Source organism: Collimonas fungivorans (genome assembly GCF_028292705.1).
GTDB classification, from domain to species: domain Bacteria; phylum Pseudomonadota; class Gammaproteobacteria; order Burkholderiales; family Burkholderiaceae_D; genus Collimonas; species Collimonas fungivorans_B.
The window spans coordinates 1-16,214 of record NZ_JAQGLV010000368.1 but is presented as its reverse complement, the minus strand read 5'-3'; the positions used below and the strand labels follow the sequence as shown (position 1 = coordinate 16,214).

Here is a 16,214-nt window from a genome sequence, read left to right as displayed (position 1 = left end):
CATGAACGTACTTTCTGGATGGATGTGCGTTCCGCCGAATTCACCAAATACGCAGCGAATGCGATGCTGGCGACCCGCATCTCGTTCATGAACGAACTGGCCAACCTGGCCGACAAGGTCGGCGCCGACATCGAAGCCGTGCGCCACGGCATCGGCTCCGATCCGCGCATCGGCTACAGCTTCCTGTACGCCGGCTGCGGCTACGGCGGTTCCTGTTTCCCCAAGGATGTGCAGGCGCTGGAGCGCACCGCGCGTGCCTATGGCCAGGAATTGCATATCCTGCGTGCGGTGGAGCAGGTCAACAACAACCAGAAGCATGTGCTGGGGCAAAAGATCGGCGAACGTTTCGGCGCCGATTTGAGCGGCAAGCATTTTGCGCTGTGGGGTCTGGCGTTCAAGCCGAATACCGACGACATGCGCGAAGCTTCATCGCGGGTGCTGCTGGGCGAACTGATCGCGCGCGGCGCCACGGTGGCGGTGCATGACCCGGTGGCGATGGCGGAGGCCAAGCGGGTGCTGGCGCTGGATTTTGCCGCCACCCCCGGCGCCTTTGAGCGCATCCGGTTTTGCGACAACCAGACCGATGCCCTGCAACACGCTGACGCCCTGGTGATCGTGACGGAGTGGAAAACTTTCCGCAGTCCTGATTTCGACCAGGTGAAGACGCTGCTCAAGACGCCTATCGTCTTCGACGGCCGTAACCTGTATGAACCAGCGGTAATGGGCGAGCTGGGTTTTGAATATTACGGCATCGGCCGTTCGGTGCTGGCGCGCGGATAAGAACATGAGTACATCAGCCTACAAATTGCCTGCCTCCTTTAAAAACGTGCAGATCCTGGTGGTCGGCGACGTCATGCTGGACCGCTACTGGTTTGGCGAAGTCAGCCGCATTTCACCGGAAGCGCCGGTGCCTATCGTGCGCGTTGAAAAGCGCGAAGAGCGCCTGGGCGGCGCCGCCAACGTGGCGCGCAATATCGCCACGCTGGGCGGCAGCTCCGGCCTGCTGGGCGTGGTGGGGCAGGACGAAGCCGGCGATACCGTCGACGGCATGCTGCAGGAAATGGGCGTCAACAGCTTCCTGACCCGCGATCCGACCATTTCGACCATCATCAAGCTGCGCGTGATCGGCCGCCAGCAGCAGCTGCTGCGCATCGATTTTGAAGAAGCGCCGACCGACGCCGTGCTGCGCGACAAGCTGACCCGCTTCAATACCTTGCTGCCGCAATACCCGGTGGTGGTGCTGTCCGATTACGCCAAGGGCAGCCTGGTCAACGTCGCGGAAATGATCGCCGCCGCCCGCCAGGCCGGAAAATGCATCCTGGTCGATCCCAAGGGCGACGATTTCTCGCCCTATGCCGGAGCCACCGTGCTGACGCCGAACAAGTCGGAAATGAAGCACATCGTCGGTAGCTGGAAGACTGAGGAAGAGTTGACGCTCAAGGCGCAAAAGCTGCGTGAATCGCTGCAGCTCGAAGCCTTGCTGCTGACCCGCTCGGAAGAAGGCATGAGCTTGTACACGGCCCAGGAAATCCGTCATTTCCCGGCCATGGCGCGCGAGGTGTTCGATGTCTCCGGCGCCGGCGACACCGTGATCGCTACGCTGGCGGTGATGCTGGGCGCAGGATTGCCGATTGCCGACGCTGTCGCCCTGGCGAACCGGGCCGGCGGCATCGTGGTCGGCAAACTCGGCACGGCTACTGTCAGCCGTGAGGAACTGCTCGGTTAAGCGAAGTCTTGTTTGTGGTCTAAATGTCAATTTTCCATGGGCGGCTGATTATAATCAATTGGACGTTTTCGCGTCTGATTGATCTTTTCAGTCATCCACACACTCATGGGAGAAAGACGAAATGCTGAAAAAAATACTGCTGGTATTGTGCATGCTGACGGCCACCGCCAGTTTTGCCCAGGTTGACGTCAACAAGGGCGACCTGGCTGCCCTGGACGGCATCAAGGGCATCGGTTCCTCCACCGCGCAACGCATACTCGATGAGCGCAGCAAGGGCGGCAACTTCAAGGACTGGGCCGATTTCGAGAGCCGCGTATCGGGCATTGGCGAGAAAAAGTCGCTCAAGCTGTCGCAAGCCGGTTTGCTGGTGAACGGCAAGCCGAAGGCAGGCGAGGCTGCAGCGGCCCCCAAGACAGCCGCCAAACCGGCTGCCAAGGGCAAGTAGAGAGAGCCTGCCATCGCAGCCAGATCAAATGCCTGACCCAGCCCCGGATTCCGGGGCTTTTTCTTTTCCGGGAGGGCTTGTATGCTTGCCGTTGGTTTGTCAGGCTTTCATACGCATAACAAAGTCTCATATTAAAATGGGCTCTTTGCACAAGACGCCTGATCACACTATGCCTTATCTGACTATCGAAGACACCATCGGCAATACCCCCCTGGTACAACTCAAACGTATCCCCGGCAGCGACGCCGAGCAACGTAACAACATCATCCTGGGGAAGATGGAGGGCAACAATCCCGCAGGTTCGGTGAAAGACCGGCCGGCATTGTCGATGATCAAGCACGCCGAAGCACGCGGCCAGATCAAGCCAGGCGATACCCTGATCGAAGCAACCAGCGGCAACACCGGCATTGCGCTGGCGATGGTGGCCGCCATGCGCGGCTACAAGATGGTGCTGCTGATGCCGGAAAACCTGAGCGAGGAACGGCGCCAGAGCATGGCGGCATACGGCGCCAAGATCATCCTGACGCCAAAGACCGGCGGTATGGAATATGCGCGCGACCTGGCGGAAAAAATGCAGAAAGACGGCGAAGGCCTGATCCTCGACCAGTTCGCCAATCCGGATAATCCGCTGGCGCACTACGAAACCACCGGCCCGGAAATCTGGCGCGACACCGAAGGACGCATCACCCATTTTGTCAGCGCGATGGGCACCACCGGCACCATCATGGGCGTTTCCACCTACCTGAAAGAACAGAATCCGGCGATCCGCATCATCGGCGCCCAGCCTGAAGAAGGTTCGCAGATTCCTGGCATCAGGAAGTGGCCGGAAGCCTATCTGCCCAAGATATTCGATCAATCCAGAGTAGACCAGACGGAGTCGGTCAGCCAGGCAGCGTCTGAGCACATGGCGCGCAGGCTGGCGAGTGAAGAGGGGATTTTCTGCGGGATATCCGCGGCAGGGGCTTGCGAGGTGGCGTTGCGGATTTCACAGCAAGTAGAAAACGCGACGATTGTATTCGTCGTCTGCGATCGCGGTGACCGGTATCTGTCTACAGGCGTGTTCCCTGCCTGAAGCACTAAGCTCCAGACAGGGGTAAGGCCGACATGCTGATTACTTCAGTTTTTCGGCTTCGATCTTGCTCTTTGGCTTGAACTGCTTGTCGCTGATACGGAATTTCTCCCGGCGATCGCCCATCAAGGCGCGCAGTTCGCGAATCGTCAGGTCGCTGACTTCGTGCATGCGGATCAGCAGCGAAGCGCCAACCGGCAAGCGGCGATGGCGGATCTTGCTGATGACCGGCGGCGCCACTTCGAGTGAGCGCGACAGTGCTGCATCATTCTTCAAGTGCAACTTGTCGATTAAAGAATCGAGCAGGTGGTTTGGATCATAAGTCACCTGTTCATCGAGCTTGTTGCTGATTGGTGCGTCTGGCGTAGTGTTAGTCATAATCAATTGATTCCGTTATCCTAGTTGATATATGGGAAGTGTTTGTGCAATATGTAGCGAACTATTACCAAGTGCACCTCCCAGTTTTATTGGCGAAACTGCAACTCGCCGTATTTTATACTGATTTTGAGCACATATTTATCATAAAGAAACTCCCGATCTTTTCTTCATGGAACAGCTGATACCGCTAAGAACATTGCACAGCATGTTGTACATTACATTGGTAACAAACAACCTACCTTTGTTTAGTGACCAAATATACAAATAAGTTGCACAAGCTCAATTTAAAATTTTCTTATTACGATGTCTATTACTATTTAGTAACTTTCCGTAAAAATTGCAAGGAACACCATTTTTACAACATGTTATTATTGCCTAAATAATAATTAAGACTGTTTTTGTTCCTCTCCCTCCCCTAGTAGTTTCCGCCAGCCATCTAATCCCAGTTGTTCCAGGGTCCGCATGTTTTTATCGAATATCTCGGCAGCATCCGGGAATGCATCAACTGCGCGCTCGACGCTGATTTCGCGTAACAGATGCAAAGTCGGGTACGGTGCACGATTGGTATAGTTGCTGATGTCGTCTATGTCGCTGCCGGCGAACTGGTATTCGGGATGAAAGCTGGCGACCTGGATTTCACCGTCCAGTTCGAGTTCATCGACCGCGGCATCGGCGACGTCGAGGAAGTCGTTGTAGTCCAGGAAGTCACGCAATGCATCGGGATGTATCAGTAAAGTGGTGTCGATCGCCTCTGGATCCGCCTGCTGCAGGAATTCCAGCTCGGTCATCAGGTCCGCCAGCAGTTCTTCGGGCGACTGCGCGGTGCTGACGACGTAACGGATCTGGTCTTTGATAAACACCGCCTTGGCAAACGGACAGAGGTTAAGTCCGATCACGGCGCGCTCCAGCCATAATTTTGTGTGAGCGATTACTTCGCTGGAGAACGGCGTTGTATTGGTCGAAGAAGCAGTTGGTGAAACAGTTTTCATGAGATGGATAGCATTTATCTGCAAACAGTTAAAACGAATATAAGGGTGAATCCGGCTGCATCAAGCATGGCTGCCGCAACGCCCGACGCGCATATATGTACTCCGGGCAGCGCAAATCGGGTTATTCTTCCGATCCCGTGATTGCGACACACCGGGTTTGATTCAACTATATATAACAATAGGCGTTATGGCCCTTAAAGCAACTATTTTCAAAGCCGATCTGCAAATTGCGGATATGGACCGTCATTATTACCAGGAGCACGCGCTGACATTGGCCCGCCACCCCTCGGAAACCGACGAGCGCATGATGGTGCGCCTGCTGGCGTTCGCGCGTCATGCATCGGCCGCGCTGGTATTCGGCAAAGGCTTGTCGGACGCCGAGGAGCCCGATCTGTGGGCCAAGGACCTGACCGGCGCCATCGATCTCTGGATCGAAGTCGGCCAGCCCGACGAAAAACGTATTCTCAAAGCCTGCGGCCGGGCCGCGCAAGTAGTGGTGTACAGCTACAGCAGCACCAGTCACATCTGGTGGAACCAGATCAGCAGCAAGGTGGCGCGTGCGCGCAACCTGACCGTCATCAATATTGCCGCCGCCAGCAGCGAAGCCCTGACCAGCTTCGCCCAGCGCAACATGCAATTGCAATGCACTATCCAGGATGCGCAGATCTGGCTGAGCGCCAACGGCCAGACCGTTGAGGTCGAGTTCAGCGTCAGCAATTCCTGATCTGGTTGTTGCGTCGGCTGTTGCGTCGCCGTTGCGGCGATTATTGCGTGCGCGCCACCCGCACCGCACGGCCTAGGTCGACTACCGACATCGCGTAGAAGAAGCTGCGGTTGTATTGCGTGATGGCGAAGAAATTATCGGTGCCGAGCCAGTATTCGGCCGGATCCTGGCCGTTCTGCAAGTCAATCAGGCCGTACCGTATGTCGTTCGGCGGCACCACGCCAGGCACCACGCCGGCCGCAATCAATTCATCCAGAGGAAATTTGGCTTCCAGGCCTTGCCCGATAAATGCCTGCCAGCGGTTTTCAGCGCTAGTGTCAGTCGACAAGGTGGCCGGGAATACGATCGGCAGGCCGGTTCTCCAGCCGTGCTCGGCCAGGTAATGGGCCACGCTGCCGATCGCATCGACCGGCGAATTGCGTAAGTCGATTTTTCCTTTGCCGTCAAAATCCACGCCGTACTGGCGGATGCTGCTCGGCATGAACTGCGGCCAGCCTATGGCGCCGGCGTATGAACCCAGCAAGGTAAACGGATCGATGCCCGAATCCCTGGCGTACAGCAGGGTGCTTTCCAGCTCGCCGCGGAAAAAAGTCATGCGCGCTTCGCGGGTGGGTGTATTCGGATAATCGAACGCCAGCGTGGTGATGGCGTCCATCACTCTGAAGCTGCCGACATTGCGGCCGTACACGGTTTCCACGCCGATGATGCCAACGATGATTTCAGCCGGCACGCCGTATTGCGCCTCGGCCCGGCTAAGGGCGTCAGCATAGGTATTCCAGAAATCGACGCCGGCCTGGATCCGCACCGGCTCGACAAAGCGGGCGCGGTAAGCCGCCCAGTTCTTGGGTTTGCTGGCCGGAGCCGGCTTCATCAACTGGATCGCGCTGTCGACGTAACGCACCTTGTTAAACATGGCGACCAGTTCATTGCGGTCGAAGCCGTTTTTTTCGACCATCTGGTCGATGAAGGACGAGACCTCTTTCCAGTCGGCGAAGTTAGCGAATTCGCCGTCGTCGGCAGTGCTGCTGCTGGCCTTGCGGATTTTTGCCGAAGCCGTTTTGCCGGCACTGTTTTGCTGGGCCAGCAGATTGGGGCTGACGGCGATCGCCAGGGCAAGAGCGCAAAGCTGGGCGGCGGTAAGGAGACCTGGAGTTGATTTCATCGACATTGGGAAAGCAGTAATTTTAATTGCGCCATCAAGGGCGCCGGCGGTTTGTTGTGCAGGCCGTAATCGGCGCCATATTGCAGGGCCTCGTACAAATCCATGAAGCGCTTGACCGCCATTTTGACAGAGGGCGGCAGCGGCGAGCTGCTGGCGCATAAGCGGCGGCCGTAAGTGGCCGGTCCTTCATGCTTGTTGCGCGCCATGCCGCGCCGCGCCATCTGCGCGCACAGCGAAGAGTATACCGTATCGAGCGGGTTGCTCTTGTTTCGCGCCAGCAGCAAGGGCAGGGTGACGCTGCCGGCCGCCACCGTGCCTATCGCCAACAGCACGATGCCGAGGCTGCGCCAGTCCAGTTCATCCAGCCCGAGCCAGCGCATCAGGCCCATTTGCCGCGCCGGCGTGTAATTCAGGACCCATTGGTTCCAGCCGTTGCTGAGCGCTTCCCAGTTGGCGCGCAGCAGCGCCACCGAGTCGTTCAAGCCCGACCACCAGTTGGCCTTGCCGGCGGGTCCGCCCAGCAGGTTGCCGAAGAAGGAACGCGGTAGCAGGTTGCCGAGCTGGGTTTCGATCCTGTCCGGCGCCACCGCCGCCGTAGGATCGACCCTGACCCAGCCGCGCGGCGGCAGCCAGACTTCAGCCCAGGCATGGGCATCGGACTGGCGCACCGTCATCATGTCGTCGACCGGATTGATTTCACCGCCCTGGTAACCGGTCACCACGCGCGCCGGAATGCCTGCTGCGCGCATCAGCACCACAAAGGAACTGGCGTAGTGTTCGCAAAAACCGGCGCGGCTGGAAAACAGGAAATCGTCGACGCTATCCCTGCCCAGCAGCGGCGGTTCCAGCGTATAGCTGAATTTTTCGTGGCGGAAGAAATTCAGTACGGCATTCACCAAGGCAGCATTGTCCGGCCATTTTTCCCGCAGGCTGGCGGCAAATTCCAGCGTGCGCGGATTGAAATTGGCCGGCAATGCCAGCGCCTGCTGCATGCCGCTGCTGGTGATCTGGTCTGCCGGCCCGGGTTTCAGGTTCGATACCACGTCGTAGCGGACACGCTCGGTAATCGGCCGTACTGCGCGGAGCTGGTGGTCTGTCGTCAGCCGTACCGGGATGCCTTCCAGGGTCGGCGCCAGTTGCGGCGTCTCCAGCGCAAACAGCCAGCGCTGGCCATTGGCTTCCATCGTGATTTGCTGGTGTACGACGGTCGCCGGGTCCGGCGCGGCCACTGGCTGGATGCGAGCCCCGGTGTCGATTGCACCGCGGCCTGACGCGGTCCGACCGGCCCGTCCCTCGGTCCAGGTGCGGCCGTCGAAATCGTTCAGCACCACGGCGCGCCAGTATCGTTTGGCCGGAGCGGGCGGCGCATCGGAGAATTTGACGCGGAATGCAATATCGTCGGATAAAGCCAGTTGTCCGATATTCCCAGGCGTCATATTGTCCGATAAGCCCGAGCGCCCGCCATGGGCATCGCCGGGCAAGCCCCACAACGGTCCCTGGATGCGCGGAAACAGCAAGAACAGGATCAGCGTCAGCGGCAGCGCCATGGCCAGTATCGTCACGCCCAGGCGCAGCCGCCGTTTGAGCGGCGGCACTATGCCGGTGTATTGGAAGGATTGCTGCGCCGTCAGTATCAGCACCAGGGTCGCCATCATCCACAACAGGGCCAGCATGCTCTGGGAATAGAAGAAAGTGGTGAGCAGCAAAAAGAAACTCAGCAGCAGCACCACGAACAAATCGCGCCGCGCGCGCATTTCCAGCAGCTTGAAGGTCAGCAGCAGCGCCAGCATCGCGACCCCGGCCTCGCGTCCGAACAAGCTGCGGTAATCCATATAGATTCCCGCCATGGTCAGCGCGGCCAGCGGCAGCAGCAGCCACAGCGGCGGCAGGCGTTGGCCGCGCAAGGTGATCCAGGCGCGCCACAGCAGCAGCCCGCCGCAGATCAGCGAGTTCCACCAGGACAGATGCAGGAAATGCGGCAGCAGCACCATGGCGCAGGCAGCGAGCAGCAACAGGGTGTCGCTCTTGTCGCGCGGCAGGGATTGCATGTATGTGCTCGAGATGCGGAACAAGGGTTTGCCCTCAAGTTCGGCTTTGAGTTGCTGCATGGACCTGGTGTTCATGGCGCAAGCTGGTAAAGCGCCAGCGCCCGCAGGCAGGCGCGCTGATGGGCCGGTCCCAGTGTCGCCGCATATACGCTGTCGCCGAGGCGGAAGGCATACGGCAGCTGGCGCGCTTCCGCTTCCAGTATCCAGCGCGTCATGCGCGACAGTTTGTCCTCCAGCGCCATGTCATAGGGCAGGGCTGCAAAATCGATCGCCAGGTCGCTGACCGCGCCGCCTTCGAACTGCTTGGTGATCAGCCTGGCGTCGAGATCGGTATCGAGCCGGGCGATCTGGCGCCAGGCCAGGTGCTTGAGCGAATCGCCGCTCTGGTAGGTGCGCACGCCGGCAAAATCCTGGTGGCCGGCGACGCCGTTGCCGTCGCTTCTTTCGATTGGCGCCAGCGGCAGCGGCGGCGTCGATGCCGAGGCTTCCGGCTGCGGGTAGACCAGCGCCTGGCTGTCCGGTTGCCAGTAACTCCATGCGCGCAGCAAGCCGAGCGGAAAGCGGGTGCGCAAGCGTATCCTGGGAGCGGTCTGCCAGCCGCGGTGGGTGGTGGTCAGCGCCAGCGTCAGGTGGCTGGTGCTGTGGGCGGGGACATCCATCGCGCGCTCTATGGCAGGCAGGCCGCGCCCGATGAAACCGAGCAGGATCGCGTAACGGGCGTGCTTGCGGCGGTTGGTCAGGTGCAGTTCGAACAGTGCGTCTTCGCCGGCAAATACCGCAGCCGCCTTGCCTGGCGTCAGGTACAGATAGGCCAGGTTGCGGAAAGTCAGGTGCATGTCGATGACAGCGCAGGCCGCCAGCAGGAAAGTCAGGCCAAAACCGAGGCTCAGGTTGTAGTTGACCGAGCATAAGAACAGCAGCAGCAGCATGACGGCAAACGCCAGCCCGGGACGGCTCGGCACGATGAACACGCGCCGCTGGGTCAGCAGCACTTCTCCGGCTTCGGCGTCGCGCAGCTGGAACAGGGAGCGGTCGAGCCAGTCGCGGAATCGCTTGCGGAGAGAGGTCAGCATAGGGGTCTTGCCAGCCGCGTTAAACCGCGACCGACTTCATCAGCTGCAATACCAGGTCGCGCGCGCCCAGGGTGCTGCCGGCATGGGCCTTGAGCGGGCGCAGGCGATGCGCCGTCACCGGCACCAGCACCGCCTGCACATCTTCGGGAATGACGTGGTTGCGGCCTTCCATGGCGGCCCAGGCACGTGCCGCCTGCAGCAGCGCGATGGCGGCGCGCGGGCTCATGCCTTCCGCGAACAAGCCGTTCTGGCGCGAAGCGTGAGCCAGCGCCTGTATGTAGTCGATCAGCGAGGGCGAGGTATGGATCTGCTTCAATGCCTGCCGGGCTTCAATCAGTTCCGCCGCCTGCATCACCGGTGCAATCGATTTGAGCAAGACGCGGCGGTCCTCTCCCATCAGCAGCGCACGTTCGGCGGCGGCATCGGGATAACCCAGCGACAGGCACATCAGGAAGCGGTCCAGCTGCGATTCCGGCAAGGCGAAAGTGCCGACCTGGTGCGCCGGATTCTGGGTGGCGATGACAAAAAACGGCTCCGGCAGGTCGCGCGTCAGGCCTTCCGCGGTGACCTGGCGTTCCTCCATCGCTTCCAGCAGCGCCGATTGGGTCTTGGGCGTGGCGCGGTTGATTTCATCTGCCAGCAGCACCTGGGTGAATACTGGCCCCGGATGAAATACAAAGCTGCTCTTCTCGCGGTCGAACACCGAAATCCCCACCACGTCGGCCGGCAGCAGATCGCTGGTGAACTGCAGGCGGTTGAAGCGCAGCCCCAAGGAAATCGCCAGCGCATGCGCCAGGGTGGTCTTGCCGACCCCGGGCACATCCTCGATCAGGAGATGGCCGCCGGCCAGCAAACATACCAATGCCTGGCGGACCTGGTGATCCTTGCCGACGACGATCTGACCGACTTGCTGAGCAACTGCGTGGATTTTTGCGAACATGGGTTTGTCTGATGAGGCCGTAATGGGGGAGGGAATCGGAGAGAGAATCATACAAACTTCCCCGCGATTCACCTAGTTCCTTTGTGGAAATATGACGGTTTTTTTTCGAGTGGGCCGTTGCAGTCACTCAACTTGCGGTTCTTAGGTACACTAATAGCGTGCCGTTCCCTTTTCAGCAAGACTGCGAGATCAAGTGACTACTGCTTTCTATACGCATCCCGATTGCAAGCTGCACGACATGGGCCCCGGACATCCGGAATCGCCGGCCAGGCTGCAAGCGATCGAAGACCAGCTGATCGCCAGCCGCATCGACCAGCTGCTGGATTACCGCAGTCCACCCTTGGCGCAGGAAGGCGATCTGGTCCGCGCGCACAGCGCAGGAATGATTTCCCTGGTGCGCGAGCACAGCCTGGCCTTGGCTGGCAAGGCGGGCCTCTATCCGCTGGATCCGGACACCTCAGTCAATGGACATAGCTGGCAAGCGGCGCTGCGCGCTGCCGGCGCGGCCCTGGCCGCGACCGACGCCGTCATGGCGGGCGAGGTCAGCAACGCGTTCTGTGCGGTGCGGCCGCCAGGACACCACGCTACCTCGCACAATTCCATGGGCTTTTGCCTGTTCAATAACATTGCGCTGGCCGCCCTCCACGCGCTGGAAGCGCATGGCCTGGAGCGGGTGGCGATTATCGATTTCGACGTCCATCACGGCAACGGCACCGAAGAGATCTTTGCGCGCGATCCGCGCGTGCTGATGGCCAGTTTTTTCCAGCACCCGTTTTATCCCCATTGCGGCACCGAGCCGGAAGGCGACAATGCGGTCAACATCCCGGTGCCGGCCTATAGCGACGGCAGCGTAGTGCGGAAGTTGGCGATCGAGCAATGGCTGCCGGCGCTGAATGCGCACCGGCCGCAGATGATCTTTGTGTCGGCCGGTTTCGACGCGCACCGGGAGGACGATATGGCGCAGATGGGGCTGGTCGAGGCCGACTATACCTGGCTGACCCGCCAAATTATGGAAGTCGCTGCCGAGCATGCCGAGGGCCGCATCGTCAGCTGCCTGGAGGGCGGCTACAACCTGTCGGCGCTGGGCCGCAGCGCAGTGGCACACTTGAAAGTGCTGGCCGAACTCGAATAATCGTGTTGCCGCAGGGCCATGGAAAAGCGCCGGAAGCACCGCGCCAGGTGCGGTTTAGCGCCCTGCGCCAGGTAATGTACGGCCTCGGGATTGAGGTAGAACCGGAATAAGTCCGTACAATAGCGGTTTATTTTAGCCAGACAAGACAACGCATGTCCATACAATGGTTCCCCGGCCACATGAACGCCGCCCGCAAGAAGGCGGCGGAAGCCATGGAGAAGGTCGATCTCGTGATCGAAGTGCTCGACGGCCGTTTGCCGCAAGCCAGCTGCAATCCCATGATCGAGCAGCTGCGCGTGTTTCGCCAGCGCCCCTGCCTGAAAATCCTGAACAAGAGCGACCTGGCCGATCCGGCCGTGACGCAGGCCTGGCTCGCCTATTACAACAGCCAGAAAAACGTGCACGCGGTAGCGCTGAGCTGCAAGAAACCTTCCGACGTCGCCAAGATCCCGGGTTTGTGCCTGACCCTGGCGCCGCACCGCGGCACGCCGCTGAAGCCCTTGCGCATGATGATCATGGGCATTCCTAACGTCGGCAAATCGACATTGATGAATGCCTTGCTCAAGCGTCGCGTGGCGGCGGTAGGCGATGAGCCGGCCGTGACCAAGGTGCAGCAGCGCCTGTACCTGGGCAACAATATGGTGCTGATCGATACGCCCGGCATGCTGTGGCCGAAGATCGCCCACCCGAGCGACGGCCTGATGCTTGCCGCCAGCCACGCCATAGGCACCAACGCCCTGATTGAGGAAGAGGTCGCCACGTTCCTGGCCGATGAGCTGCTGATTCGCTACGCGCCCTTGCTGGCCGCGCGTTACGGCATCAAGACGGAAGGCATCGACGGCGTCAGCGTGATCGAAGGCGTGGCGGTGCGGCGTGGTTATCGTCTCAAGGGCGGCGATCTTGACCTGGAGAAGGCCGCGCATACCCTGCTGCAGGATTATCGTACCGGCGCGCTAGGCCGCATCAGCCTGGAAACGCCGCAAACGCGGGCCGCCTTGCTGGCGCGCCACCAGGAAGAGATCGCGCGGCGCCAGGCTGAAGCCGAGGCCGAGGCGGAAAGCGACCGGCAGGACGACAGCAGATAGCCTGCTTCAACTCCGCAATGAACCCGCAATGACCATGTTGTTGCGGGTTTTTTATTGCCTGGACCGGCTGCGCGGTCCAGGCGTAATCATGCTTCTGTTAATAGCCGACTTTACATTTCCGTTGACGAAGCTGCATCTTGCAGTGACGCGATAAAAACCCTCTCAGTCAATCCTGCGCCTAACCCAGGCTCGCCATTTCATCTGCCTCATATGCCGAGTCAAGCGTCAACCTCGTTCCTTCTCCCCGAGCACGAAATTGCAATTATAGCTAGATAAAATGTCATTTCCTGTAGATGAAAAACTGCTGTGCCGGAGCGTGCTTTCAATCTCCATTCAGATAATTACCTCATTGCAATTTATTAATAACAAGAAACACTATTTATCATTTCCAAATGGAAACATTACGTTACTTTGTTTCTATATAACATGTTTTTATTCCTGGGTAACAAATTATTTTCATTTATTTTGTTTGTGTTTTTGGAAATTTCTGATCATGAACATTTCAAGTTTATATAACTGATAAAGCTCAATGTTTATAAGCACTTACAGAATTATTTAGAAAAAAATAGAGAAAAAAATCAAAGAAAATTCAGGTTTTTCCAAAAAAACCCATCGTCATATACAAATTTATTCGTTGTTTATTGGCGACTTTAGGGAACTTATTTTGATGACATAAATGTTAATTGAAATTAACATTTGGAACTTTCAATAAATTATGAATTTGGACATTTATTGATGTTCATTTTGCAGCAATGGACGAAGTGTTGATCGTCTTGACATAAATCGGTATTACACAAATTCCAATGCCTCCATTTTTCTGCCAGGAGTCTCGGCAGGGCAGGCCGGATGCGAGTTTGGGTTGGCTGTTTTTTATGCAATAAAACGGCAAGCAAGAAGAACTTAAAACATCAAAGAATGTTACCTAAAGTCCAATATTGTTAATTTTAAATGAGGGTAGTTGCGGGGCTGGATTCTGTCTGCCCGGCAAATTGTCTGAGCTCCAAATTTTTCAATCGAGGTCCGAGGCAAGTGCCCAAATCACTTGAACCTCCTGTCTTTGATGCGATGAAGCCGAGTTCTTTTTGGTCATAGAACGTCAGATTTTCAAGGTGAAAAGATGAGTAAATTGCATCAGATGATATCGATTAAAACCATGTTCGCCATGCTCGATCACGCAGGGTTCCTGGGCAGCACATTCCGCCGGTCACTCAGGCAGGCGAAGCTGCTCGTGTTATTTGCTGCGGGCATGCTGTTTTCGGTAGCTGCAATGGCGCAATCCGCCGACGCCGCGATTGACGCGGCGAAGCAATGGCTGGCTTTGGCCGATGCCGGCCAGGCAGGGCAGATGTGGGAACAAAGCGCCGCCCTGATGAAAGAACAGTCCGACCGCACCGCCTGGGTCGCATACATCGGCACCATGCACAGCCAGTACGGCGCGGCGCCCGACAAGCGCGTCTGGCAGGCGATGGAGCATCAGATCGATCACCCCAACTTGCCGCGCGGCGAGTTTTCCAGCGTCACCTTTGTATCCGGTTATGCCAAGGCGCGTGCCTGGGAAAAGGTTGCCCTGGTCTGGCAGGACCAGCGCTGGGTGCCAGTCGGCTACCAGTACGGTCCGGCAGAGACCGCCGCGAAATGACGCCGCGCCGGCATCGCCATAGCTGTCCTCAATTATTTCCCAATTTTTTCCATGTGATCTCGCTTGCGCGATCAATCCGATCCCATGCCGCAAGCCTCACCACATCTTGAATCGAGTCTTTCATGAATAAAGTTTACCGTACCGTCTACAGCGAAGCGCTTGGCGCCTGGGTTGCCGTCTCCGAAAATACTGCGGCGCGCGGCAAGCGCAGCAAGTCGACGGTGGCAGCAGCAGTGGCCATCGCGATTGCCGCTACTGCAGCTGGCTATGCGCCGACGGCGCAGGCAAGTTATGTTGGCAGCAGCTCGACGGTTGGTACGGCCAGCACTACCGGCATTGCGATTGGCGCCGGCACCACGACCGCTACAGGACGGGCGACTGCCAACGGCACCAACGCAACCGCGATAGGTTTCAACGCGAATGCCTCCAATACCTCCGACGTGGCCTTGGGCAGCGGCGCGACCACGAGCGGCGGCGGTGGCTACAATATTGCGATCGGCAACAACGCCAGCGCCACGGCGACAGGCGGCAGTTCGACTGCGATCGGTTCTGGCGCCAAGGCCAGCGGGACAGGTTCTTACGCTCTGGGAAATGATGCGGTATCCACCGGAGCGTCGTCGGTCGCGATCGGCGGCGGCAACGGCGGTACCGTGGCGGGCGCAACCGCTAACGGCGACCAGTCGATTGCAGTCGGCCAAGCATCCAGCACGTCCGCTGCGGCGACCAACTCCATGGTGTTCGGCAATGGCGCGACGACAACGGCTGTCAATGGCATTGCCATCGGCACAGGGGCGACCGCAAATAACGCCAACAGCGTGGCGCTGGGTAATAATTCGGCTACCACGGTAGGTGCGCAAACAGGTTACACAGCCTACGGCCTGAGCGCAGCGCAGACTTCCGCGGGGGAACTCAATGTCGGCAATCGTACTGTCACAGGCGTTGCCGCGGGTGTCGGGCAAAACGACGCGGTGAACGTTTCTCAGCTGTCGACGGTTACCGTTTCCCTGTCGACCGGCTTGAGCACTACCAAAAGCAGTGTAACTTCGTTGTCGACTTCGGCATCGACCGGGCTGAGCACAACCAACAGTAATGTGACATCGTTATCGACGTCGACATCTACCGGCATCGCCTCGCTGTCGACTTCTACCTCGACTGGTTTGAGCACAACTAACAGCAACGTGGCTTCGCTGTCGACTTCGGCCTCGACCGGCCTGAGTACCGCCAACAGCAATGTTTCATCTCTATCGGCGTCGACCTCCACGGGTCTGAGCACGGCCAGCAGCAGCGTGACTTCGCTGTCGACATCGGCTTCGACAGGGATTGCTTCACTATCCACCTCGACATCAACAGGATTGAGTACGACTAACAGCGGCGTGACTTCGCTATCGACCTCCACCTCGACAGGCTTGAGCACCACTAATAGCAATGTTTCGTCATTGTCGACATCGACATCGACAGGGCTGAGCACCGCCAACAGCAATGTTTCATCTCTATCGACGTCAACCTCCACAGGGCTGAGCACGGCTAGCAGCAGCGTGACTTCGCTGTCGACATCGGCTTCGACAGGGATTGCTTCACTGTCCACCTCGACATCAACAGGATTGAGTACGACTAACAGCAATGTTTCGTCATTGTCGACATCGACCTCCACAGGGCTGAGCACGGCCAGTAGCAGCATGACTTCGCTGTCGACATCGGCTTCGACAGGGATTGCTTCATTGTCCACCTCGACATCAACAGGGTTGAGTACGACTAACAGCGGCGTGACTTCGCTATCGACCTCAACCTCGACCGGCTTGAGCAC

Annotated in this window: 15 protein-coding genes and 1 pseudogene; 9 read left to right on the top strand and 7 right to left on the bottom strand. The window is 58.5% G+C overall.

The window, feature by feature from the left end:
- From JWQ61_RS20545 to cysM, 4 genes are all read left to right on the top strand, one after another.
- The coding region (locus tag JWQ61_RS20545; protein WP_304362143.1) for a UDP-glucose/GDP-mannose dehydrogenase family protein at positions 1 to 780 on the top strand (780 nt) is incomplete at its 5' end.
- A gap of 4 nt (positions 781 to 784) precedes the next feature.
- Positions 785 to 1,726, top strand: a complete 942-nt coding sequence (gene rfaE1, locus JWQ61_RS20540) for a D-glycero-beta-D-manno-heptose-7-phosphate kinase (protein ID WP_304362142.1) — start codon at positions 785 to 787, stop codon at positions 1,724 to 1,726.
- A gap of 121 nt (positions 1,727 to 1,847) precedes the next feature.
- Positions 1,848 to 2,171, top strand: coding sequence for a helix-hairpin-helix domain-containing protein (locus JWQ61_RS20535; RefSeq protein ID WP_120234436.1), 324 nt, complete (start codon positions 1,848 to 1,850; stop codon positions 2,169 to 2,171).
- Between the two features lie 169 nt (positions 2,172 to 2,340).
- Positions 2,341 to 3,243: a cysteine synthase CysM gene (gene cysM / locus JWQ61_RS20530; protein ID WP_120234437.1), complete on the top strand. Its 903-nt coding sequence runs from the start codon at positions 2,341 to 2,343 to the stop codon at positions 3,241 to 3,243.
- Between the two features lie 39 nt (positions 3,244 to 3,282).
- On the opposite strand, the gene JWQ61_RS20525 is transcribed toward cysM, so the two are convergent.
- Positions 3,283 to 3,618, bottom strand: a complete 336-nt coding sequence (locus JWQ61_RS20525; RefSeq protein WP_041742479.1) for a hypothetical protein — start codon at positions 3,616 to 3,618, stop codon at positions 3,283 to 3,285.
- 386 nt (positions 3,619 to 4,004) lie between these two features.
- The gene (locus JWQ61_RS20520) at positions 4,005 to 4,607 is read right to left on the bottom strand and encodes a DUF1415 domain-containing protein (RefSeq protein WP_304362141.1); all 603 of its coding nucleotides are present in this window, start codon (positions 4,605 to 4,607) and stop codon (positions 4,005 to 4,007) included.
- Positions 4,608 to 4,794: 187 nt separating this feature from the next.
- On the opposite strand from JWQ61_RS20520, the gene JWQ61_RS20515 reads away from it, so the two are divergent.
- The gene (locus tag JWQ61_RS20515) at positions 4,795 to 5,331 is read left to right on the top strand and encodes a YaeQ family protein (RefSeq protein ID WP_061541573.1); all 537 of its coding nucleotides are present in this window, start codon (positions 4,795 to 4,797) and stop codon (positions 5,329 to 5,331) included.
- A gap of 40 nt (positions 5,332 to 5,371) precedes the next feature.
- Here JWQ61_RS20515 and mltB read toward each other — a convergent pair whose 3' ends face one another.
- Genes mltB through JWQ61_RS20495 form a run of 4 tightly spaced genes read right to left on the bottom strand, consistent with a single transcriptional unit; the run spans position 5,372 to position 10,554 of the window.
- Positions 5,372 to 6,499, bottom strand: coding sequence for a lytic murein transglycosylase B (gene mltB, locus JWQ61_RS20510; protein ID WP_304362140.1), 1,128 nt, complete (start codon positions 6,497 to 6,499; stop codon positions 5,372 to 5,374).
- Entirely contained in the window at positions 6,490 to 8,601 is a 2,112-nt protein-coding gene (locus tag JWQ61_RS20505) for a DUF3488 and transglutaminase-like domain-containing protein (RefSeq protein WP_304362139.1), read from the bottom strand. Before JWQ61_RS20505 ends, mltB begins: the two co-directional genes overlap by 10 nt.
- A gap of 11 nt (positions 8,602 to 8,612) precedes the next feature.
- Entirely contained in the window at positions 8,613 to 9,614 is a 1,002-nt protein-coding gene (locus tag JWQ61_RS20500) for a DUF58 domain-containing protein (protein WP_304362138.1), read from the bottom strand.
- Positions 9,615 to 9,633: 19 nt separating this feature from the next.
- Entirely contained in the window at positions 9,634 to 10,554 is a 921-nt protein-coding gene (locus JWQ61_RS20495; RefSeq protein ID WP_304362137.1) for a MoxR family ATPase, read from the bottom strand.
- A gap of 193 nt (positions 10,555 to 10,747) precedes the next feature.
- On the opposite strand from JWQ61_RS20495, the gene JWQ61_RS20490 reads away from it, so the two are divergent.
- The 4 genes and pseudogenes from JWQ61_RS20490 to JWQ61_RS20475 all read left to right on the top strand — a co-directional run.
- A complete protein-coding gene (locus JWQ61_RS20490; RefSeq protein ID WP_304362136.1) occupies positions 10,748 to 11,686 on the top strand; it encodes a histone deacetylase family protein in 939 nt (312 codons plus the stop codon).
- Between the two features lie 152 nt (positions 11,687 to 11,838).
- Positions 11,839 to 12,771, top strand: coding sequence for a ribosome biogenesis GTPase YlqF (ylqF, locus tag JWQ61_RS20485; RefSeq protein ID WP_304362135.1), 933 nt, complete (start codon positions 11,839 to 11,841; stop codon positions 12,769 to 12,771).
- A gap of 1,117 nt (positions 12,772 to 13,888) precedes the next feature.
- A complete protein-coding gene (locus JWQ61_RS20480; RefSeq protein WP_304362134.1) occupies positions 13,889 to 14,410 on the top strand; it encodes a DUF4019 domain-containing protein in 522 nt (173 codons plus the stop codon).
- Positions 14,411 to 14,532: 122 nt separating this feature from the next.
- A pseudogene (locus JWQ61_RS20475) lies at positions 14,533 to 15,210 on the top strand (ESPR-type extended signal peptide-containing protein); the annotation flags it as partial.
- A gap of 179 nt (positions 15,211 to 15,389) precedes the next feature.
- On the opposite strand, the gene JWQ61_RS20470 reads toward JWQ61_RS20475, so the two are convergent.
- The coding region (locus JWQ61_RS20470) for a hypothetical protein (RefSeq protein ID WP_304362144.1) at positions 15,390 to 16,214 on the bottom strand (825 nt) is incomplete at its 5' end.